The sequence below is a fragment of the Inquilinus ginsengisoli genome (assembly GCF_050434925.1).
GTDB lineage: Bacteria > Pseudomonadota > Alphaproteobacteria > DSM-16000 > Inquilinaceae > Inquilinus > Inquilinus ginsengisoli_B.
Map to the genome: position 1 here is coordinate 2,252,244 of NZ_JBNDJK010000001.1, position 19,009 is coordinate 2,271,252.

At 69.2% G+C, this 19,009-nt stretch carries 18 protein-coding genes; 11 read left to right on the plus strand and 7 right to left on the minus strand.

From position 1 onward, the window contains the following. Positions 1–47: 47 nt before the first annotated feature. Positions 48–1,091, plus strand: a complete 1,044-nt coding sequence (locus QFZ27_RS10805) for an IS110 family RNA-guided transposase (protein WP_429226330.1) — start codon at positions 48–50, stop codon at positions 1,089–1,091. A 365-nt stretch (positions 1,092–1,456) separates the two neighbouring features. Here QFZ27_RS10805 and QFZ27_RS10810 read toward each other — a convergent pair whose 3' ends face one another. Further along, the gene (locus tag QFZ27_RS10810) at positions 1,457–2,263 is read right to left on the minus strand and encodes a helix-turn-helix transcriptional regulator (RefSeq protein WP_429226331.1); all 807 of its coding nucleotides are present in this window, start codon (positions 2,261–2,263) and stop codon (positions 1,457–1,459) included. A gap of 109 nt (positions 2,264–2,372) precedes the next feature. Between QFZ27_RS10810 and QFZ27_RS10815 the strand changes: the two genes are divergently transcribed. The 4 genes from QFZ27_RS10815 (at position 2,373) to QFZ27_RS10830 (ending at position 7,407) form a co-directional block, all read left to right on the plus strand. Next, positions 2,373–3,833: an MFS transporter gene (locus QFZ27_RS10815; RefSeq protein WP_429226332.1), complete on the plus strand. Its 1,461-nt coding sequence runs from the start codon at positions 2,373–2,375 to the stop codon at positions 3,831–3,833. An 84-nt stretch (positions 3,834–3,917) separates the two neighbouring features. Continuing rightward, positions 3,918–4,526: a 3-isopropylmalate dehydratase small subunit gene (leuD, locus tag QFZ27_RS10820; RefSeq protein WP_429226333.1), complete on the plus strand. Its 609-nt coding sequence runs from the start codon at positions 3,918–3,920 to the stop codon at positions 4,524–4,526. A 55-nt stretch (positions 4,527–4,581) separates the two neighbouring features. Further along, positions 4,582–5,697, plus strand: a complete 1,116-nt coding sequence (gene leuB / locus QFZ27_RS10825; protein WP_429226334.1) for a 3-isopropylmalate dehydrogenase — start codon at positions 4,582–4,584, stop codon at positions 5,695–5,697. 327 nt (positions 5,698–6,024) lie between these two features. Next, on the plus strand, positions 6,025–7,407 hold the full coding sequence (locus QFZ27_RS10830) for an OmpP1/FadL family transporter (RefSeq protein ID WP_429226335.1): 1,383 nt from the start codon (positions 6,025–6,027) through the stop codon (positions 7,405–7,407). 127 nt (positions 7,408–7,534) lie between these two features. On the opposite strand, the gene QFZ27_RS10835 is transcribed toward QFZ27_RS10830, so the two are convergent. Next, entirely contained in the window at positions 7,535–8,032 is a 498-nt protein-coding gene (locus QFZ27_RS10835; protein WP_429226337.1) for a hypothetical protein, read from the minus strand. Between the two features lie 69 nt (positions 8,033–8,101). Continuing rightward, positions 8,102–8,434, minus strand: coding sequence for an Mpo1-like protein (locus QFZ27_RS10840; RefSeq protein ID WP_429226338.1), 333 nt, complete (start codon positions 8,432–8,434; stop codon positions 8,102–8,104). A 146-nt stretch (positions 8,435–8,580) separates the two neighbouring features. Here QFZ27_RS10840 and QFZ27_RS10845 point away from each other — a divergent pair, with 146 nt between their 5' ends. Next, a complete protein-coding gene (locus QFZ27_RS10845) occupies positions 8,581–9,609 on the plus strand; it encodes an aspartate-semialdehyde dehydrogenase (protein WP_429226339.1) in 1,029 nt (342 codons plus the stop codon). Positions 9,610–9,657: 48 nt separating this feature from the next. Here QFZ27_RS10845 and QFZ27_RS10850 read toward each other — a convergent pair whose 3' ends face one another. Further along, on the minus strand, positions 9,658–10,746 hold the full coding sequence (locus QFZ27_RS10850; RefSeq protein WP_429226340.1) for an adenylate/guanylate cyclase domain-containing protein: 1,089 nt from the start codon (positions 10,744–10,746) through the stop codon (positions 9,658–9,660). 111 nt (positions 10,747–10,857) lie between these two features. Here QFZ27_RS10850 and QFZ27_RS10855 point away from each other — a divergent pair, with 111 nt between their 5' ends. From QFZ27_RS10855 to QFZ27_RS10870, 4 genes are all read left to right on the plus strand, one after another. Beyond that, a complete protein-coding gene (locus tag QFZ27_RS10855; RefSeq protein WP_429226341.1) occupies positions 10,858–11,310 on the plus strand; it encodes an SRPBCC family protein in 453 nt (150 codons plus the stop codon). 33 nt (positions 11,311–11,343) lie between these two features. Beyond that, entirely contained in the window at positions 11,344–11,793 is a 450-nt protein-coding gene (locus QFZ27_RS10860; protein ID WP_429226342.1) for an SRPBCC family protein, read from the plus strand. Between the two features lie 65 nt (positions 11,794–11,858). Then, positions 11,859–12,185, plus strand: coding sequence for a hypothetical protein (locus QFZ27_RS10865; RefSeq protein ID WP_429226343.1), 327 nt, complete (start codon positions 11,859–11,861; stop codon positions 12,183–12,185). Between the two features lie 249 nt (positions 12,186–12,434). Then, positions 12,435–15,173 (plus strand): hypothetical protein, encoded by a 2,739-nt coding sequence (locus tag QFZ27_RS10870; RefSeq protein ID WP_429226344.1) that lies wholly within the window; start codon positions 12,435–12,437, stop codon positions 15,171–15,173. 23 nt (positions 15,174–15,196) lie between these two features. Here the strand turns inward: QFZ27_RS10870 and QFZ27_RS10875 are convergent, their stop codons facing one another. Next, a complete protein-coding gene (locus tag QFZ27_RS10875; RefSeq protein ID WP_429226345.1) occupies positions 15,197–15,910 on the minus strand; it encodes a class I SAM-dependent methyltransferase in 714 nt (237 codons plus the stop codon). Between the two features lie 123 nt (positions 15,911–16,033). Continuing rightward, complete coding sequence (locus QFZ27_RS10880; protein WP_429226346.1) at positions 16,034–16,414, minus strand: DUF983 domain-containing protein; 381 nt, start codon at positions 16,412–16,414, stop codon at positions 16,034–16,036. Positions 16,415–16,536: 122 nt separating this feature from the next. On the opposite strand from QFZ27_RS10880, the gene QFZ27_RS10885 reads away from it, so the two are divergent. Beyond that, on the plus strand, positions 16,537–17,877 hold the full coding sequence (locus QFZ27_RS10885) for an aminotransferase-like domain-containing protein (protein ID WP_429226347.1): 1,341 nt from the start codon (positions 16,537–16,539) through the stop codon (positions 17,875–17,877). Positions 17,878–17,908: 31 nt separating this feature from the next. Here QFZ27_RS10885 and QFZ27_RS10890 read toward each other — a convergent pair whose 3' ends face one another. Then, positions 17,909–18,769 carry a M15 family metallopeptidase gene (locus QFZ27_RS10890; protein ID WP_429226349.1) on the minus strand — a complete coding sequence of 287 codons (861 nt, stop codon included), beginning with the start codon at positions 18,767–18,769 and terminating at the stop codon, positions 17,909–17,911. Between the last annotated feature and the right edge of the window lie 240 nt (positions 18,770–19,009).

Consider the following 19,009-nt stretch of genomic DNA (forward strand, 5'->3'; position numbering starts at 1 on the left):
GTGTGCCAGGATGAGGCTGTCAAAGATCTCATCGAAGGAGGCCGTCCGTGACCGAGATTACGCGCATTGGGATGAACACGTCGAAGAGTGTTTTCCAGCTGCACGGGGTGGATGCAGCGGAGCAGGTGGTGCTGCGGAAGAAGCTGCGGCGTCAGGACGTGCTGAAGTTCTTCGCCAAGCTGCCGCCGTGCCGGGTGGGGATGGAGGCCTGTGGTGGATCGCACTACTGGGCTCGGGAGCTGCAGGCGCTGGGCCATCAGGTGGAGTTGATCCCGCCGCAATACGTCAAGCCGTACGTGCCGCGCGGCAAGACCGACGCGGCGGATGCCGAGGGGATCTGCGAGGCGATGAGCCGGCCGAAGGTGCGGCAGCGCCTGGTGCCGGTGAAGAGCGCCGAGACCCAGGCGGCTTTGATGCTGGCCGGGCTGCGCGAACGGCTGGTGCGGCAGCGGACCCAGCTGATCAACACGATCCGCGGCTATGCCTCCGAGTTCGGGCTGGTCGCCGCCAAGGGCCCGGCCAAGATCACGGCGCTGTTGCGGCGGATCGAGGAAGATCCGACGGTGCCGGAGACGGCGCGGGCCCTGTTCGCCGAGCTGGCCTGCGAGCATGCCCGGCTCGAGGTGCAGGTCGAGGCCGCCGACGCCCGGCTGATGGCCTGGCACCGGCAGGGCGAGGCGAGCCGTCGCCTGGCCGAGATCCCCGGCATCGGGCCGGTCGGCGCGACCATCCTGGTGCTGAGGGCGCCCGAGCCCCAGCGCTTCGGCTCCGGCCGCGACTTCGCCGCCTGGATCGGCCTCACGCCCAAGAACCACAACACCGCCGGCAAGCAGCGGCTCGGCGGCATCACCCGCGCCGGCGACGAGGCCTTGCGCAGCCAGCTCGTGGTCGGCGCCACCTCCGTGATCCGGCAGGTCAGCCGCGGCACCAGCCGCTCGGCCCCGCCCTGGCTGCTCGATCTCGTCGCCCGCAAGCCGGCCAAGCTCGCCGCCGTGGCGCTGGCCAACAAGATCGCCCGCATCGCCTGGAAGCTGATGGTCTCCGGCGAGCGTTATCGCCCCCAACCCGCCGCCGCAACCCTCGGCGCCTGAGAGCTCCGCGGCGAGCGGGAGCCCTCACGGGCTCGCCCGCTCCCGCTGAGGCCGGACCTGCAAGCTGACGAGCAGATGATTGGGATCGATCGATCCAAGCCGGGAGACACTCCGTGCAATCCAGTGGCGCCTCAACGTCTCGCCCCTGTCTGGAACTCCCGCCGTGGATATCATCTTGGCCAGCGGTCATCGCGACCGCACTCAACAGGCCGGACATATGGATGCTAGCGATCCGCTCCCTGACCATGCCCAAATGCCTTGCAGGCAGGGGGCCGTCCACATATGGATTGCCGGGTCAAGCCCGGCAATGACAGGAGAGGGGTATCGAGGCGTCGAGCTCGCAAGCGAACCCGACCTATGTCCTCCTATCCCCGCGGCACCGGCGTGTAGGTCACCATGCGCAGGTCCGGGGCGCCCTCGACGGTGAAGGTGGCGTGGGCGAATTCGAGCAGGCCGAGCGTGTCGTGCCGGATCCGCTTCAGCCCCTCGCTGCGCTCGGCCACGTCCTGCTGCGGCCACCAGCGGCGAAATTCCGGGCTGGCGGCCTGCAGCGCCTCGACCAGGGCGGCGAAGGCGGGGTCGCCGCCGGCCCGGCCGTGGTCCAGGCGGAACTTGGCGAGGACCCGGCGGGCGGCGGTCTCCCAGTCCGGGATCATCCGGCGCCAGCGCGGGTCGGCGAAGATCATCCACAGGCTGTTGCGCTGGTCCGGCGGGATCAGCGCGTAGTCGCCGAAGATCGCGGTGTTGGCGGCGTTCCAGGCGACGATGTCCCAGCGGGCGGTCTTGATGTAGGCGGGGTTCGGCAGGCTGTCGAGCAGACCCTGCAGGATCGGCGAGACCGTGGGCAGGCCGGCCGCCGCATGCGGCGGCGGCCGGTGCTGCGCCAGGGCGTAGAGGTGCTGCCGCTCGGCCGGGTCCAGTTGCAGCGCCCGGCACACCCGCTCCAGGAAATCGGCCGAGACCTGGATGGCGCGGCCCTGCTCGAACCAGGTGTACCAGGTGACCCCGACCCCGGCGAGCTGCGCCACCTCTTCGCGCCGCAGCCCCGGCGTGCGGCGGCGGGATCCGGCGGGCAGGCCGACCTCGTCCGGGCTGGTGCGGGCCCGGCGGTCGCGCACGAAGTCGGACAGGGCGCGGCGGTCGTCGGTGCGCTGCAGGCTGGTGACGGCCATGAGCCTGTTGCTTTCACTAATAGGATAAGAACTTATCTTTTCCTATTATAGACCGTACCCCAGTCTCTGTCGCGGGCGGGCTTTCGGTCCGCCGATGGAGAGAGCCCGCATGACCGATGTGACCTATCCCGCCGCGGCCGCGCGCCCGGCGATCCCGGCGCGACTCTGGCTCGGCCTGGCCGTGATGCTGCTTGGGCCGTTCATGACCGTGATGGATGTGATGATCGTCAATGTGGCGATCCCGAGCATCCGGCTGGGGCTCGGCGCCAGCTATGCCGAGGCCGAGCTGGTGGTGGCCGGCTACAGCCTGGCCTATGCCGTGGCGCTGATCACCGGCGGGCGGCTGGGCGACCTGCGCGGGCGGCGGCGGATGTTCGTCGCCGGGCTGCTCGCATTCACCCTGACCTCGGCCCTGTGCGGCCTGGCGCCGAGCGCCGAGACGCTGATCCTGGCCCGGCTGCTGCAGGGCGTGGCGGCGGCGATGCTGTTCCCGCAGGTGTTCTCGCTGATCCGCGTCACCTTCCCCGACCCGCAGGCCTGCGCCAAGGCCTTCGCCGCGCTCGGCGTGGTGCTGGGTCTGGCCGCGGTGGCCGGGCAGGTGCTGGGTGGCATCCTGGTGGCCGCGGACCTGTGGGGCCTGAGCTGGCGGCCGATCTTCCTGCTCAACGTGCCCGTCGGCCTCGCCGCCGCGCTGGCGGCGCCGCGGCTGATTCCGGCGGATGTCGAGAAACCGGGGCAGCGGCTGGACCTCGCCGGCGTCGCCTTGAGCGCGCTCGGCCTCGGCCTGCTGCTGTATCCGCTGATCGAGGGGCGCGAGGCCGGCTGGCCGGGCTGGTCGCTGGCCATGCTGGCGGCCGCGGTGCCGGTGTTGGCCGGGTTCGCCCTGCACCAGCACGCCCGGTCGCGCCGCGGCGCCTTCCCGCTGCTGCAGACTGCCCTGTTCCGCGACCGCGCCTTCGCCGTCGGGGTGCTGCTGGCGCTGGTGTTCTATTCGACACTGAACTCTGTCTACCTGGCCTATGCCTTCCTGGCGCAGCTCGGCCTCGGCCGGTCGGCGCTGGCGGCGGGGCTGGTGTTCTCGCCGGCGGCCGTATCCTTCATGATCGCCTCGATCGCCGCCGGCCGGGTCGCGCCCGACCACCGCCGCGCGGTGCTGATGGCCGGGGCCGCGATCGCGGCGCTGGGCGAGTTCGTCGCCGCCGCCACGGCGCTGGTGGGCGCGCCGCTGCAGGCGGAGGCGCTGATCCCGGCGCTGCTGCTGCTCGGCACCGGCCAGGGGCTGCTGATGACGCCGCTGCTCAACACCGTGCTCGGCGGCATCCGCGACGGCGACATCGGCTCGGCCTCGGGCATGCTCAGCACCATGCAGCAGGTCGGCGGCGCCTTCGGCGTGGCCGTGGCCGGGATCCTGTTCGCGACGGTGCTGGACGGCGCCCGCGCCGCGGGCGTCGGCGAGGCTGCGGCCTATGCCCACGCCTTCGCCGCGGCGGCCGGCTATGGCGGGCTGGCGACCCTGGTCACCCTGGGGTTGTTGTTCGCCCTGCCGAAAATTGCACCGCGGGGAGGGTGACGATTCCGCGCTTTGGGCCGGCGGCCGGCTGTGGCATGACTTTCGCCTGACTTTCCCCTTGGCCCATTGAGCACAGCCGCCGCCATGCAGCCCTTCACCACGCTCACCGCCGTCGCAGCGCCGCTGCCGATCGTCAATGTCGACACCGACATGATCATCCCGAAGCAGTTCCTGAAGACGATCAAGCGCACTGGCCTCGCTGCCGGCCTGTTCTACGAGCTGCGCACCGACGAGCAGGGCAACCCGAAGGATTTCGTGCTCGACCAGCCGGCCTATCAGAAGGCCCAGATCCTGGTCGCGGGCGACAATTTCGGCTGCGGCTCGTCGCGCGAGCATGCGCCCTGGGCGCTGCTGGATTTCGGCATCCGCTGCGTGCTGGCGCCCAGCTTCGCCGACATCTTCTACAACAACTGCTTCAAGAACGGCATCCTGCCGATCGCCCTGCCGCAGGAGCAGATCGAGGAGCTGATGAAGGACGCCGAGAACGGCGCCAACGCGACCATGACGATCGACCTGGAGAAGCAGGAGATCACCCGGCCGGACGGCCAGACGCTGCGCTTCGACCTCGATCCGTTCCGCAAGCATTGCCTGATCAACGGCCTCGACGACATCGGCCTGACGCTGCAGCAGACGAGCGAGATCGACAGCTTCGAGGCCAAGCGCAAGACGGCCCAGCCCTGGCTGGCGGCCTGAGCCGCAGGGCTTCCTCCTCCGTTCCGTTCCTCCAACCCGCTGAAGGTCGTTTCCCATGGCTGCCAACAAGAAGCTCCTCGTCCTGGCCGGTGACGGCATCGGCCCGGAGGTGATGGGCGAGGTCAAGCGCGCCGCGCAGTGGCTCGGCAGCCACCGCGCGGTCGGCTTCGACATCGACGAGCAACTGGTCGGCGGCTGCTCGATCGACGCCAACGGCGTGCCGGTCACCGACGCCACCATGGAAAAGGCGCTGGCGGTCGACGCCGTGCTGCTGGGCGCGGTCGGCGGGCCGAAATGGGACGGGGTCGACTTCTCGATCCGACCGGAAGCTGGTCTTCTCCGCCTGCGCAAGGATCTGGAGCTGTTCGCCAATCTCCGCCCGGCACTGGTCTACCCGGCCCTGGCCGATGCTTCGACCCTGAAGCGCGAGGTGGTCGAGGGCCTCGACATCCTGATCGTGCGCGAGCTGACCGGCGGCGTCTATTTCGGCGAGCCGCGCGGCATCACCGACCTCGGCAATGGCGAGCGCCGCGGCATCAACACCCAGGTCTACACCACCTCGGAGATCCGCCGCGTCGCCGCCGTGGCCTTCGAGCTGGCGCGCAAGCGCGGCAACCGGCTGTGCTCGGTCGAGAAGATGAACGTCATGGAATCGGGCCGGCTGTGGCGCGAGGAGGTGACGAAGCTGCACCAGGAGCAGTATTCGGATGTCCAGCTCAGCCACATGCTGGCCGACAATTGCGCCATGCAGCTGGTGCGCAACCCCAAGCAGTTCGACGTCATCGTCACCGACAACCTGTTCGGCGACATGCTGTCGGACGAGGCGGCGATGCTGACGGGCTCGCTCGGCATGCTGCCCTCGGCCTCGCTCGGCGCGCCTGATGCCACCGGACGCCGCAAGGCGCTGTACGAGCCGGTGCACGGCTCGGCCCCGGACATCGCCGGCCAGGGCAAGGCCAACCCGATCGCCACCCTGCTCAGCTTCGGCATGATGCTGCGCTACAGCTTCGACCTGGGCGCCGAGGCCGACCTGATCGAGCAGGCGGTGTCCGACGTGCTCGACCGCGGCATCCGCACCGCCGACATCGCCGGCACCGGTGCCGTGCAGGTGGTGTCGACCGGCGACATGGGCACCGCCATTCTCGAGGCGATGGCCGCGCGCTCGCGCTGACCCTTTCTCAGTAATTGTGCAGTGCGAAAGGGCGGGGCCGTTGGCTCCGCCCTTTTTGTCTGGCATTTCGGCAGTCCCGGCACATAACCGAATCAATTTTACGCGATTCTCGCCGGTCGCCGCTGTGGATAGTTCCGACTGTTCTTTCCCGTAGCACTTTTTGTGGCCGGTTGACGTAGCGTCCGGCTGGGTTTTGCCGCTTCGAAGGTATCCAGTCTCATCGAGATCTTGAACAGTGCTTGACGGCGCCGCCGACTTTGCGTGACGTAACCGTTACAAGCGCAACATTGCGCAACAAATCGGTCACGGCCGGGGGGACATGCCGAGATGAAGCAGGGGATTTCGCGTCTGGCGTTGGGGGTGGCGGCGATGTCCGCCGGGGCTGGGCTCGGGGCCGGGGCGGCAAATGCTGCCGGCTTCTATATCCAGGAGCAGAGCGTGACCGGCCTCGGCCGCGCCTTCGCCGGCTCCGCCGCCGCGGCCGACGACGCCAGCACCGTCTATTTCAACCCGGCCGGCATGGGCTTCCTGAAGCAGGGCGAGATCCAGTTCGGCGGCAGCCTGCTGATCCCGGATTCCAAGCTGACCGATGACGGCTCGACCATCGACTACCCGGCCCTGCGCACGCCGGCCGGCGTCTTCAACCCGGGGCCGCGCGCCGTCTCCGGCGAGAACCGGAGCAACAACCCTTACGACCCGACGCTGGTGCCGCACGGCTATGTCGCTTTGCCGGTGCCGTCGACCGACAACCGCCTGTGGGTCGGCTTCGGCCTCGGCGCTCCCTTCGGGCTGGAGAGCGAGTACAATGGCAACTGGTTCGGCCGCTACGACGCCACCAAGACGCAGTTGTTCGTCTACAACTTCTCGCCCACCGTCGCCTATCGCGTAAACGACTGGCTGTCGATCGGCGGCGGCATCGACATCTCCTATGCCTTTGCCAAGCTCGAGAGCAAGGTGCCGAACCCGGTCGGCGCGCTGCTGCCGGCCTTCTCCGACGACGGCGACCTGTCGATCAAGGGCGAAAGCTGGGCTGTGGGCTACAACATCGGCGCCATCGTCCAGCCGGTCGAGGGGACCCGGCTCGGCGTCCATTTCCGCTCCGGCGTCGACCACATGCTGGACGGGCGGGCGAAGCTCGACGGCATCGACTTCCCGCCACTGCCGGGGCTGCCGGCGACGGCCGATTTCGCCACCGGCGGCCGGGCCAAGCTGAACCTGCCGCCAATCCTCAGCTTCGGCGTCCGCCAGGAGATCACGCCGCAGATCGCGCTGCTGGGCGGCGTCACCTGGTACGGCTGGTCGTCGTTCAAGGAGATCCGGGTCAAGCGCGCCGACGGCGGCGACGACCTGGTGAACGAGCAGCGCTATCAGGACACGGTCGGGTTCTCGCTCGGCGGGGAATATTACTGGAACGACGACCTGACGCTGCGCGCCGGCTTCCAGTACGACCCGACGCCGACCAAGGCCGGCTACCGCTCCAGCCGCACGCCGGACGGCGACCGCTACTGGCTGTCGGCCGGGCTCAGCTACGACGTCATGGAGAACATGTCGGTCGACTTCGCCTACACCCATGTCTTCATCGATGCGCGGAAGATGGACGCCGAGCGTGACTTCTACACCGGCACGTCGCTGCAGACGGATGTGTCCTACAGCGCCGACAACAGCAGCAGCGTCGATATCGTGGCCTTGGGGCTGCGGTATCGGTTCTAAAAGCCTCCGACCCTTCGGATCGAGCCCGTCGCCGGGGGGCCGGCGGCGGGCTTTTCATGCGTGGCAGTCACGCCGCAATGTTGGCTTCGGGCGGGAAGCTGTCTTTCTGCTTTCATAACTCTCCGGCCTAATTTGGGATTTCTGCTCCCCAGCCGTCAAAGACGCAACCGTTGCCGCGGTTGCCGGCAACGATCATCCAGATTACCCATTGATCAAGGATCTCAAGAGAAATTGTGGTCGCCTGAGTAGAGCCGGAGACGAGCCAATCTCCCTCCCGTGACGATCCCGCCGGCTGTGGAGACCGGAGCTCATAGTCAGTCTCTTCTTTCAATAGCGAAATCAATCCGTCGGCGGCTTCCCTGGTTGGCGCCGTGAAAGTGAAATCGAGCTTGAGACTTGTTTGCTCCGTTACGCCCTGCGCGAGCAATATTCTCCATGTTTGAGCATTCATCGCCAGTTGCTTGGCAGCGATCGCGTCGTAGTCCGGCTTATCCAACTGCAAGTATACCTCCAGCGATTCGCTTGGAGATTTTATTAGTGGATCGGCTAGGGGGCCGCCCCGGCTGGGGTTGGCCGCGATCAGAATGGCAACGCAAGGCCCAAACCAAAAGCTAACTTTCGTCATGACAATCCTATGACCATGGTCGCAAAGGGTTCGCGAGCGGCTGTCCCATCCAATCTCCGAACGATGCGCCTAAGGCTGCACCCCCGCCCGGCGCAGCTCGTCCCCCAGCCGGCCGGACACCCACAGCCCGTACATGCGGAAGTCGCTGAGCAGCGACCACAGCGGGTGGGTGAAGGTGGCCGGGCGGTTGTGCTCGACGAAGAAATGGCCGATCCAGGCGAAGAGGTAGCCCGAGACCAGCGCCGCCGGCAGCCACCACCAGTTGCCGGTGACGATCAGCAGGAGCAGGCACAGCAGCGCCAGGCTGGTGCCGGTGAAATGCAGCGCCCGGGTCAGCGGCCTGGCGTGCTCGCGCAGGTAATAGGGCCAGAAGGCGGAATAGCTCGGCAGCCTCTCGGCCATCTCCGTTCCTCCCTTGTCCAGCCGCCAGCCGTCCCCTGGCGGCATGATCGCCGCGCATGATTCGCATGGCTGTGTCCTTGCGCCCGGATCGGCATACATTCTACCGAGTGCATCCCTTTCAGCAATCGAACAGCCGGATTACGGATATGGGCTATCGGGTCGCGGTCATCGGAGCCACCGGCAATGTCGGTCGCGAGATGCTTTCCATCCTCGCCGAGCGGGAGTTCCCGGTCGACAAGGTCGTCGCCCTGGCGTCGGAGCGCTCGGTCGGGCGCCAGGTCTCCTTCGGCGAGGACGACGTCCTCGACGTGCAGGACCTCGCCAAGTTCGACTTCAAGGGCATCGACATCGTGCTGTCCTCGCCGGGCGCCAAGATCTCGGCGGTGCACAGCCCGCGCGCGGCCAAGGCCGGGGCGGTGGTGATCGACAACACCTCGCATTTCCGCATGGACCCGGACGTGCCGCTGGTGGTGCCCGAGGTGAACCCGCAGGCGATCGCCCAGTTCAGCCGCAAGGGCATCATCGCCAACCCGAACTGCTCCACCATCCAGCTGGTGGTGGCGCTGCGGCCGCTGCACGCGCTGGCCAAGATCCGCCGCGTCGTGGTCTCGACCTACCAGTCCGTCTCCGGCGGCGGCAAGGAGGCGATGGACGAGCTGTTCAACCAGACCCGCGCCGTCTACGTGAACGACCCGATCGTGAAGGAGAAGTTCACCAAGCAGATCGCCTTCAACGTCATCCCGCACATCGACAGCTTCATGGATGACGGGTCGACGAAGGAGGAGTGGAAGATGATGGTCGAGACCAAGAAGATCCTCGACCCCGCGATCAAGGTCGTCGCCCATTGCGTGCGGGTGCCGGTCTTCATCGGCCATTCCGAGATGGTCAACATCGAGTGCGAGAACCCGATCTCGGCCGCCGAGGCGCGGGCCGCGCTGAAGCGGTCGCCAGGCATCGCGGTGGTCGACCACCGGCAGGATGAGGGCTATGTCACCCCGGTCGAATGCGCCGGCGAGGACCAGGTCTTCGTCAGCCGCATCCGCGAGGATTCCACGGTCGAGAACGGCCTGTCCTTCTGGGTGGTCGCCGACAACCTTCGCAAGGGCGCGGCGCTGAACGCGGTTCAGATCGCCGAGATGCTGGTCAAGGACGGCCATCTGCGCAAGGCGTCGTAAGGCCGGCGGGACGCAGGCCGGGTTCGCGGTCGCAACCCCGGCCTGCCGTCACGCATCCGGCAGGGTGAAGACGGCGCAGGGCGCCGCGATGCCGCGCAGCGGATGCTCGCCCAGCGGCACCAGCGCTGCCCTGGTCTCGGCGGCGAGCGCACCGGAGATCAGCACGGCCCGGCCAAGCGGCCGGCACAGCCCCTCCAGCCGGCTGACCAGGTTGACCGCCGGGCCGATGGCGGTGAAGTCCAGCCGGTCGGCGGCGCCGATATTGCCCCACATCATCTCGCCCACATGCAGCGCCGCCCCGAAGGGCAGCGGCGGCAGGCCCCGGGCCTGCCGCGTGGCGTCGAGATGGGCCATGCCGGCACGGGCGGCGGCGACCGCGCGCAGCGCCGCCTCGCAGGCTTCACGGGCTTCGTAGGCCTCGGCCGGGGCGCCGGTGACCGGGAAGATCGCCAGCAGCCCGTCGCCCATGAATTTCAGCACCTCGCCTCCGAAGGCGTGCACCGCCCCGGCGATGCGGTCGAACCAGGCATCGAGCGTCGCGATCACCTCGGCCGGCGCCATCGTCTCGGACAGGGCGGTGAAGTCGCGCAGATCGGCGCACAGCAGGGCGGCGCGGATGGTCTCCCCGCCGCCGCGGCGCAGCGCGCCGGCCTGGACCCGGGCGGCGCTGCGCCGGCCGAGATAGGCCTCCAGCAGGGCCGCCAGCGCCGCCCGCGAGGCCAGGGCGGAGAGCGGCGCCGCGGCGAAGCGCGCGGCCTGGCGCAGCCGGCCGGCCTCGTCGGGGTCGAACGGCCGGATCCCGGCCCAGGCCAGCACCGCCGGCCCGGCGGTCTGCTCCTGCACCGGTCCCGGTCCCAGCCCCGACAGCCAGTCGCGGCCGCCCCGCCCGGGCGGTCCGGCCGCCGCCAGCGGCATGCCGGCGAAGCCCAGCGCCTCGATCACCGCCCCGGTCCCGGCCCGCCACAACCAGGTGCGGCGGGCGACGATGGGGTGCGGCACCGCCAGGGTCAGGGCGATGCCGGCCAGCGGCAGCCCGTCGGCCAGCAGCCGGCCGCCGAGCTCGGCCAGGAAGCGGTCGGGCCCGGGCGATGCGCCGGCTTCGTCCAGCAGCCAGGCGAGGGGCGCGGGAAGATCCATGCCGCGATCATGCCGCCGCGGCCCCGGGGCTGTCACCCGTCCTGGGTGGCGAACTCCGTCCGGGCCGTGTTATTTTACCGGCCTTCCAGGATTGGATGGCAGGGCAAGCCCATGGACGAGCCGACCGTCTTCCGGCGCGAGATGCGGATCCCGGCGCCGCCCGCCACCATCTTCGCCTTCCTGACCGACCCGCAGAAGCTGCTGCGCTGGATGGGCATCTCGGCGACGCTGGAGCCGCAGCCCGGCGGCCTGTACCTGCTCGACGTCAACGGCAAGGACAAGGTGCGGGGCGCCTTCCGCGAGGTGGTGCCGGTGCACCGCCTGGTCTACAGCTTCGGCTGGGAGGGCAATGAGGAGGTCCCGCCGGAGTCGAGCGAGATCGAAATCGACCTGATCGAGCAGCCGGACGGCACGCTGATGCGGATGACCCATAGCGGCCTGCCGCCTTCGGCCGTGCCGGCCCATGCCAAGGGCTGGGCGCACTACCTCGACCGGCTGGCGGCCGTGGTCGCGGACCTCGACCCCGGCCCCGACGTGCAGGCCTGTGACGCGCCGAAAGGCTGATCGCCGCGGCCAGTGGCAACCGTGGAGAGACCGATGCCAGACGCCCTCGTCGTCCACCGCGAAACCCATGTCCCGGCACCGCCCGCCGCGGTGTTCGCGCTGCTGACCGACCCGGAGCAGATCCTGCGCTGGATGGGCACCGAGGCGCAGCTCGACCCGCAGCCCGGCGGCCTGTACCTGGTCAACGTCACCGGCGCCCGCTTCGCCCGCGGCGCCTTCCGCGAGGTGGTGCCGGTGCATCGGCTGTCCTACAGCTTCGGCTGGGACGGCAGCGAGGCGGTGCCGCCGGGGTCGAGCCTGGTCGAGATCGATCTGGTCGAGCAGCCGGACGGCACGCTGCTGAAGATGACCCACACCGGCCTGCCCAATGCCGAGCAATGCGCCGGCCATGCCGAGGGCTGGGGCCACTACCTCGACCGCTTGGCCGTTGCCGGCGGCGGGCGCGATCCGGGGCCGGATCCCTGGCTCGGCCGGACCGGCTGATCCCGCACTGTCGGAGTCCGGCGCCCCTGTTCGTCCTTCGGAGAGACCCGTTCCGGAGGTGAGCCATGGATGAGAAGCCGGTCATCAAATCGCGCCGCAAGGGCCGAAGCCAGACGCAGAGCATGCTGATCCCGAGCGAGGGGATGGTCGCCGACGCGCTGCGGGCGGCGCCGCCCGGCCGGCTGTCGGATCTCGCCGAATTGCGGCGGGCGCTCGCGGCACGGCATGGGGCCGATGCCTGCTGCCCGGTCACCACGCAGCGCCACCTGGTGCGGATCAGCCAGAACGGCAGCGCGCCGTTCTGGCGCGTGATCGACCCCGACCGGCCCTTCGCGCGGCGCACGGCCGGCGGGCCGGACCGCATCCGCGAACAACTGGCCGCGGAACGCTGACGGGAGGCTGGTTCCCGGCCCGGATCGTATTCGCCTGCATACCATGATGCCGTTACCGCATTAGGCATCTGAAGTTCGTCCTATTACCTAGGATTTCAGGTGCTGACATCGCTTGACGATGTCTAAGCAGGACAGTCTCGGCCGAGGCCGATCGTCCTCCCGGATCTTGATCAATTCCTCGCAGCCCTGCCGATCACGGCGGATGTGCGGAAACGTGTCCGCTGAAGCGGACCCGCTATTGGGGAGCCCATGAAGAAGAAGTCGCGAATTCCCGGGGCCGCGATGGCCCTGTATGTGAACAGGCTGACCACGGCCATCGTCCGGACCAGCGCCAAGGCCGGCGACCCGCTGGATCCCTTCGTCCAGAAGCGGACGACCGGGAACGGCCGGACCGAGATCGCGGTCGGGACCCGGACCTTCTTCGCTGGATCGCTCGATGTCGGCGGGCCGGCGCCCGTCGAGGTGGTCGCCGAGCGCCGGTCCCGCGGCAACGGCAAGGACGACGGGCAGGAGACGTTCCACCCGGTGAAGACCGACCTGTCGCTGGACACCGCGGTCGAGCTGTACAAGCAGCCGCAGGGCCGCTGGGGCGTCGGCGGAGGCCGGGCGATCCCGGCCTCGGCCGCATGGCTGGCCGGCGATGGGTTCGACGCCCTGAACGTCGCGCCGTTCCAGCCCGGCTTCCGCCAGATCGGGTCGCGCGAATGTTGCGTCGGCAAGGTCATGATCCGGGGCAAGGCCAGCGAGACATCCGCGCCGGTGCTGGTCGAGCGCGTCATCGGACCGGACCCTTCCGCCGACCGCTATCGCCTGGTCAACGCCGATCTCGGCCGGGGCGACGCGGTCGAGCTGATCGACGGGCCGGCGCGGTCGGACCCCTTCGCCACCGAGGTGCTGCGCCGGATCGGGCAGATTTGGGGCGCCGGACCGGGGCGGCAGATCGCCGAGGCGGCGGCCGTCAACGCGCTGCAGGCCGGCGCCTCGGTGGAGGCCGCGGTCGCCCTGGCGAACGGCCTGCCGCTGGAGGCGAAGAGGGATCTGGGCCCGGCCGCGGCCCCGACCTATGCCGCGGCCGGCGCCGCCGCCGGAGCCGCCCAGCGTGCCGGCCTGCCGGTCGAGACCGCCGTCGATGCCGCTCGCAACCTCGCCGGGATGGCCGAGTATCTGGACGACCGGCCGGCGGCGATCGCTGCGACCTACGCCGGCGCGGCCGCTGGCGGGCTGCCGGATCCCTGGATGCACGGGCTGCTGGCGGGCACCGACGTGCCGACGGCAAGGGAATGGCGGACCGCGGTCACGGTCGCGGCCCATGCCATGGCCGGCGCTGGGCTGGCGGCCGCGCAGGCCCAGGTGGCGGCGCAGGATCGCCAAGCCCTGGGGCCGGAGCTGAGCGCGATCAACGCCGCCGCCCGCGAGCTGCTGATCGAGAAGAAGGTCCCGGCGGAGGGGCTGGCCGCGGTCGCCGCGCGGGCAGCGGAGAAGCGGGTCGCCCTGGTCCGGACACAGGCCGAGGATCTGTCTGCCCAGGTGGCGAAGACGCGGGACGAGTTGGGGCGCGTCGAGGTCAGGATCGCGGCGCTCGAGGCGGATCTGGCCAAGGCGTCCCCCGGGCCGGACCAGGCGGCGATCCAGGCGTCGCTGGAATATGAGCGGCAGAAGCAGGGCGGGCTGGCCGCGGCCCTGCGCCGGCAGGGGCAGCAGGCCCAGGCTGCGGATCGCGAGCTGGCGGCGGTTTCCGGCGATGCCGGGCCGCGCATCGCCGCGGCGGCCAAGGCGCTGGAGGCGGCCCACAAGGCGGCGCCGGGCCGACAGCATGCCGCGGTCGCCGCGGCCAAGGCCGCTGCGGCGGCGATGCGCAGCGCCGACGATCCGGTGCGGGCGGAGCGCGCGGCCGAAGCCGCCCATCTCGCCGCCCTGGCCGGGGCGGATGAGGACGACGCCGAGGTCGCGGGGCGCCTGATGACGGCCCATCACGATGCCGCCGGCGGCGGCCTCGACGAGATCGACGCCAAGGCCGCCCAGGCGGCCATCGTCCAGGTCGTGATCGATGGCGTGCCCGCCAACGTGGCCGACCGGAATCGGCAGCTTCTGGCCGCCGCGGCGGCGACCACGGCGCTGGACCGAGCCCCGCCCAGCCCCGCTGCGGCGGCAGCCATGGGCCCGGCCATCGCCGCCGCCGATGTGCCGCCGCCGGCCGCCGGAATCCGCCACCCGCCCGTGTTCTCCATGGCCGACCCGGACGCCGGTTCCGGCGGGGCGGCGCCCGTGCTGCCGGCGATCCCGAAGCATTACGAGCCGGTGGAGACGCGCTTCGATCCCGCCAAGGCCGTCGCCGTCGACGAATGGAAGCACGCCAAGATCCGGCAGATCACCGATCTCGGCCTGGTCGGCGACGCAGGGCCCAGCACCACCACCTACATCATCGAGGTGATGGGGCCGAAGGGCCGGTATTGGGCCGATTTCGACTGGTCGCCGAACGCCAACCAGCTGTATGGCGAGATCCCGATCAAGCCGACCGGCACCGCCAATGGGCTGGCGGCGCAGGCCAAGACCGTGATCGCCTATAGCGGCATCACCAGCGACTGGGGGTCGTTCGAGCAGCGGACCAAGGACCTGAAGGCCAGGACCGACGCCGCCTTCGCCGAGGTCGCCCGGCTGCTGACCTCGCGCGACCATGACGGCGACCTGACCCAGCTGCGCTACCACGGCGAGAAGAGCGGCCATCTGGCCAACCTGCTGCCCTTCGTCAAGACCAGGATGGAGGAGGAGATCCGCCTGTTCGTGCAGGGCCGGCACAGCCAGCCGGCGTTCAAGAAGAATCTCTCCGATATGTTCGAGGGCCTGGTCGAGAAGATCGAGGGCGACCGGTCGCGCAAGAAGGCGATCGTGCGGCACCAGGTCGACACGCTGATCCGCGTCGTGCTCACCATCGTGATCGGCGGCGGCGTCGGCGGCGCCCGCGTCGCGGCGGGCTTCATGGGCGGATGAAGGGCGACTCCGGTGCCCGGATCCTACCCTTTGGGCACCGCGCGGATGAAGGCTGCGCCCAGGCTGTTCTGGGTCGCGGCCTGCAGCAGCCCGCGATAGAGCGACAGGACATGGCCGTAGCCGGCCGCACCCGCCAGAGCGAGGATGTCGGATCGCTTCGCCTCGATCTTCGATACCAGGGCGGCGTACCATCTGACGTAGGAGTCGTGCGCCTCCTCCACGTCGGTGACCCGCCATCCGGCGGAGTCCAGCACATCGGGAATCCGGGACAGCAGGGGAGGGCTCGGCAGAAACGGTCGTCCGGCGTCCATCAAGGCATGCGGGTCGTAGCTGCCGCGGTTGACGTGGTCGAAGATCATCATCCGGGTGCGATCCGTTGCAATATGCCTCAAGGTCCGGAGTGCCCGGACCTGGTCCGGAAAGCAGTAGTAGGCGTTGAACATGCACAGGATGTCGGCCCTGGTGCCAACGGTCCGGTCGGCCTCACCGACATCGCAGACATGGAATTCCACGCCGGGATAGGTCCTCCGGGCCGTGGCGATCGAGGCGGGCTCGATGTCGAAGCCGACCACCTTCCCCCAGCCCCTCGCCTGCAGGTAATGCGCCGTGCCGCCCCGCCCGCATCCGGCGTCGACGATGATCTGGTCGGGCCTCTTCTCGAACGGCCGCATGGCGAGCTCGATGGCCTCTTCTTCGCCAGCATGGGCGTAGTCGCCGTCACGCACCAGCGACAGCACCCGCATCCCCTCGAACGAGTTCATCGAAAACACGTCGCGTCTACTCCTGCCGAGCGGTGCTTCCGCCTTCGGGTCGGAGCCACGGTACAGGAGGCGGCCGGGCTCGCGCGAGCACCGTGGCCGTCAGTCCTCGCCCTTGCCGGCCAGCCGGCCCTCCCGCGCATCGTTGATGTACTGGGCGGCGACCAGCCAGCCCTTCAGCGGCCGCAGCAGGGCCAGGCAGCCGCCGATCAGCAGCGGCACTGAGGTCAGGAGATGCACCCACATGGGCGGCTCATAGGCCAGCTCCAGCCAGGCGGCGAAGGCGATCACCGGGAAGCTGACGATCGAGATGACGAAGAAGGCCGGGCCGTCCGCCGGGTCGGCGAAGCCGTAATCCAGGCCGCAGACGTCGCAGCGCGGCGCCAGGGTCAGGAAGCCCCGGAACAGATGGCCCTTGCCGCAGCGCGGGCAGCGTGCCCGGATGCCGACCTGGAAGGGCTTCAGCGTCGGGTAGGTGGCCATGGTGATTCCCCTGTGGCAGGCCGCGGGGTGGCTGCGGTCGATTGTATGGGCATCAACGTAGTATTGCCATACATTATGGTCAAGTGTATGGTCATGCGATGAACCGACGCAGCCGCTGATCCATGTCGAAATATCGCTCGATCGTCGCCCAATTGGCCGACGGGATCCGCTCCGGCGCGATGCTTCCCGGCACCCGCCTGCCGGCGCAGCGACAGTTGGCGGCGCAGCTCGGGGTCGACCTGACCACGGTGACCCGCGCCTACACCGAGCTGAAGCGTATGGGGCTGGTCGAAGGGCGCACCGGCAGCGGCAGCTTCGTCCGCGGCGTTCCCGCCGCCACGGCGCCGGCGACGACCGCGGATGGCTTCGACCTCAGCATGAACGTGCCGCCGCGGCCGCCGGGGCTGGGCGACCGGGTGGCTCAGGGCTTGGCGGCGTTGCTGGCCGGGCCGGATGGCGCCGCCAGCCTCGGCTACCAGTCCAGCGGCGGTACGGCCGGCGACCGCGCCGCTGCCGCCGGCTGGCTCGGCCGCCGCCTCGGCGCGATGGCGGAGGACCGGGTGGTGGTCGCGGCGGGGGCGCAGAGCGCGCTGTTCGCCCTGCTCGACCTGCTGCTCGACCGCGGCGACACCCTGGCCTGCGCAGGCCTGACCTATCCCGGCATGCGGGCGATCGCCGCCCATCTCGGGCTGCGCCTGGCCGGCCTGGCGCAGGACGGCGACGGCCTCGACCCCGATGCCTTCGCCGCGCTGTGCCGGACCAGCCCGCCCAAGGCGCTCTACATCATCCCGACCGTCGCCAGCCCGACCACGGCGACGCTGCCCCTGGAGCGGCGGCAGGCGATCGTGGCCACCGCCCGCCGGCACGGCATCGCGATCATCGAGGACGACGCCTATGGCGCGCTGCCGGAGGCTGCGCCGCCGCCCCTTGCCGCCCTGGCGCCGGAGATCGCCTGGCACGTCGCCTCGCTGTCGAAATGCGCCACGCCGGCGCTGCGCGTCGCCTATGTCGCGGCACCCGACGCCCGGGCGGCGCTGCCGCTGACCGCGGGGCTGCGCGCGATCAGCCTGATGGCCTCGCCGCTGACCGCCGGCCTGGCCACGCGCTGGATCGGCGACGGAACGCTCGACGACCTGACGGCGGCGATCAGGGCGGAGAACCGGGGCCGGCAGCGCTTGGCGGCCGCGACGCTGCCGGCGGGTGCGGTCGCCGCCGATCCGGACGGCAACCACCTTTGGCTGGCCCTGCCGGAGGGCTGGACGGCGGTGGCCTTCACCGCGGCCGCTCGGGAATCGGGTCTCCTGGTGGTGCCGGCCGACGCGTTCGATGTCGCCGGTGCGCCGCCCCGGGCGGTACGGCTGTCGCTAGGCGGCGTGCCCGACCGGGCGGGGCTGGAGCGGGCTCTGCTGCGCCTGTCCGGCCTGCTGGCCTGGCCGGGCGCCCCGGGCGCTACGATTGTGTGAGGCGCCCGGCCGCTTCCGTGCCGTTCAGTGTCTACTGGGCCAACTCGAAGTGCATGCCGTCGATACGACCGCCGCCAAAGTGACCGCCCCAATAGAAGCCGGCCGCATTCGCCGCGGCGACCAACTCCCTGACCGCGCCTTTGTCGCCGCAGATCGCCGGAACATCGCCGATCCAGTTCTGGGTCGCATTCACGTCGAAGGCCGAGCCGAAGGCGTGATTGCTGAGTTTGCTAGCATTGGAGCTTTTCTTGACGGGCTGGGGCCCGTCGCCTGGATTGTGGCCGAAGATGTACCGGGGGTCGAAAGCGCCTGCGAAGCTGATGACCAGGTGAAGCAGATCCGCGTTCTTCCATTGGAGAAGAAGCTCTTCCAAAGGCTCCTTGGCCTGTCGGTGGATGCGGAAATACCCCCTGAATCCGTCGGCGTGCGAGAAGGCGGTTGACGGCAGATCGATGATGTTGGCGTGGGGCCAATCATTCACGGTGCCGTCGCAGTTCCCGTGGATCACGATCCGCTCGACCCGATCCCGGAACTGGACCGCTTTCTGCGAAAACTTGAAGCAGCCGAACTTGGTGTTTCTCCAGGCTGAAGATGGCGAAGATAGACCGGTAGGTGGGGGTGGCCAGGATTGAGAATTCTTCGAAGAATAATAGCTAGAATTAAGTATCGTATATCCATAATTTTTGGCGACCGCCAAAGTAGTGCTGTCAAGTTCTCCATTGATGGGCAGTTGTGCCTGGAGCTGAAAAATTTTAGTCGCCTCCTCGGTCTTCGAGCCGAAGTCCGCATCGACGCGCCCGACCTGCGTTATCCCTCTTCTCAAAAGGAAATACTGCCACCGCTGCACTTCTGCAGCGACGTTGTCGCCGCCGCGAGATAGTAGAAATGCCATAATGTTTCCTCTCTATCTGCCGGAAGAATTTTCAAGTCGAAAACAAATCGCGCGCGGCTAAATTTGCCGATCGCGATGTCGCGAGGTTGTCGCATCATTCCTCACGACGTGTACTGGTGCCGCAATTGCTCCAGCGTCGAAAAATCCGATATATTGGCTATCTGTGCTTCAAATATATACAGATTTTTGGGAAGAGTAACGCAGGATCTGTCAGTGGGGCAAGCCACCTTCTGCCGAGGA

Bases quoted from the DNA above. Each gene is read 5' to 3' on its own strand.
- QFZ27_RS10810 (WP_429226331.1), bottom strand. From the start codon at position 2,263: ATGGCCGTCACCAGCCTGCAGCGCACCGACGACCGCCGCGCCCTGTCC.
- QFZ27_RS10815 (WP_429226332.1), top strand. From the start codon at position 2,373: ATGACCGATGTGACCTATCCCGCCGCGGCCGCGCGCCCGGCGATCCCG.
- leuD (WP_429226333.1), top strand. From the start codon at position 3,918: ATGCAGCCCTTCACCACGCTCACCGCCGTCGCAGCGCCGCTGCCGATC.
- leuB (WP_429226334.1), top strand. From the start codon at position 4,582: ATGGCTGCCAACAAGAAGCTCCTCGTCCTGGCCGGTGACGGCATCGGC.
- QFZ27_RS10830 (WP_429226335.1), top strand. From the start codon at position 6,025: ATGAAGCAGGGGATTTCGCGTCTGGCGTTGGGGGTGGCGGCGATGTCC.
- QFZ27_RS10835 (WP_429226337.1), bottom strand. From the start codon at position 8,032: ATGACGAAAGTTAGCTTTTGGTTTGGGCCTTGCGTTGCCATTCTGATC.
- QFZ27_RS10840 (WP_429226338.1), bottom strand. From the start codon at position 8,434: ATGGCCGAGAGGCTGCCGAGCTATTCCGCCTTCTGGCCCTATTACCTG.
- QFZ27_RS10845 (WP_429226339.1), top strand. From the start codon at position 8,581: ATGGGCTATCGGGTCGCGGTCATCGGAGCCACCGGCAATGTCGGTCGC.
- QFZ27_RS10850 (WP_429226340.1), bottom strand. From the start codon at position 10,746: ATGGATCTTCCCGCGCCCCTCGCCTGGCTGCTGGACGAAGCCGGCGCA.
- QFZ27_RS10855 (WP_429226341.1), top strand. From the start codon at position 10,858: ATGGACGAGCCGACCGTCTTCCGGCGCGAGATGCGGATCCCGGCGCCG.
- QFZ27_RS10860 (WP_429226342.1), top strand. From the start codon at position 11,344: ATGCCAGACGCCCTCGTCGTCCACCGCGAAACCCATGTCCCGGCACCG.
- QFZ27_RS10865 (WP_429226343.1), top strand. From the start codon at position 11,859: ATGGATGAGAAGCCGGTCATCAAATCGCGCCGCAAGGGCCGAAGCCAG.
- QFZ27_RS10870 (WP_429226344.1), top strand. From the start codon at position 12,435: ATGAAGAAGAAGTCGCGAATTCCCGGGGCCGCGATGGCCCTGTATGTG.
- QFZ27_RS10880 (WP_429226346.1), bottom strand. From the start codon at position 16,414: ATGGCCACCTACCCGACGCTGAAGCCCTTCCAGGTCGGCATCCGGGCA.
- QFZ27_RS10885 (WP_429226347.1), top strand. From the start codon at position 16,537: ATGTCGAAATATCGCTCGATCGTCGCCCAATTGGCCGACGGGATCCGC.
- QFZ27_RS10890 (WP_429226349.1), bottom strand. From the start codon at position 18,769: ATGGCATTTCTACTATCTCGCGGCGGCGACAACGTCGCTGCAGAAGTG.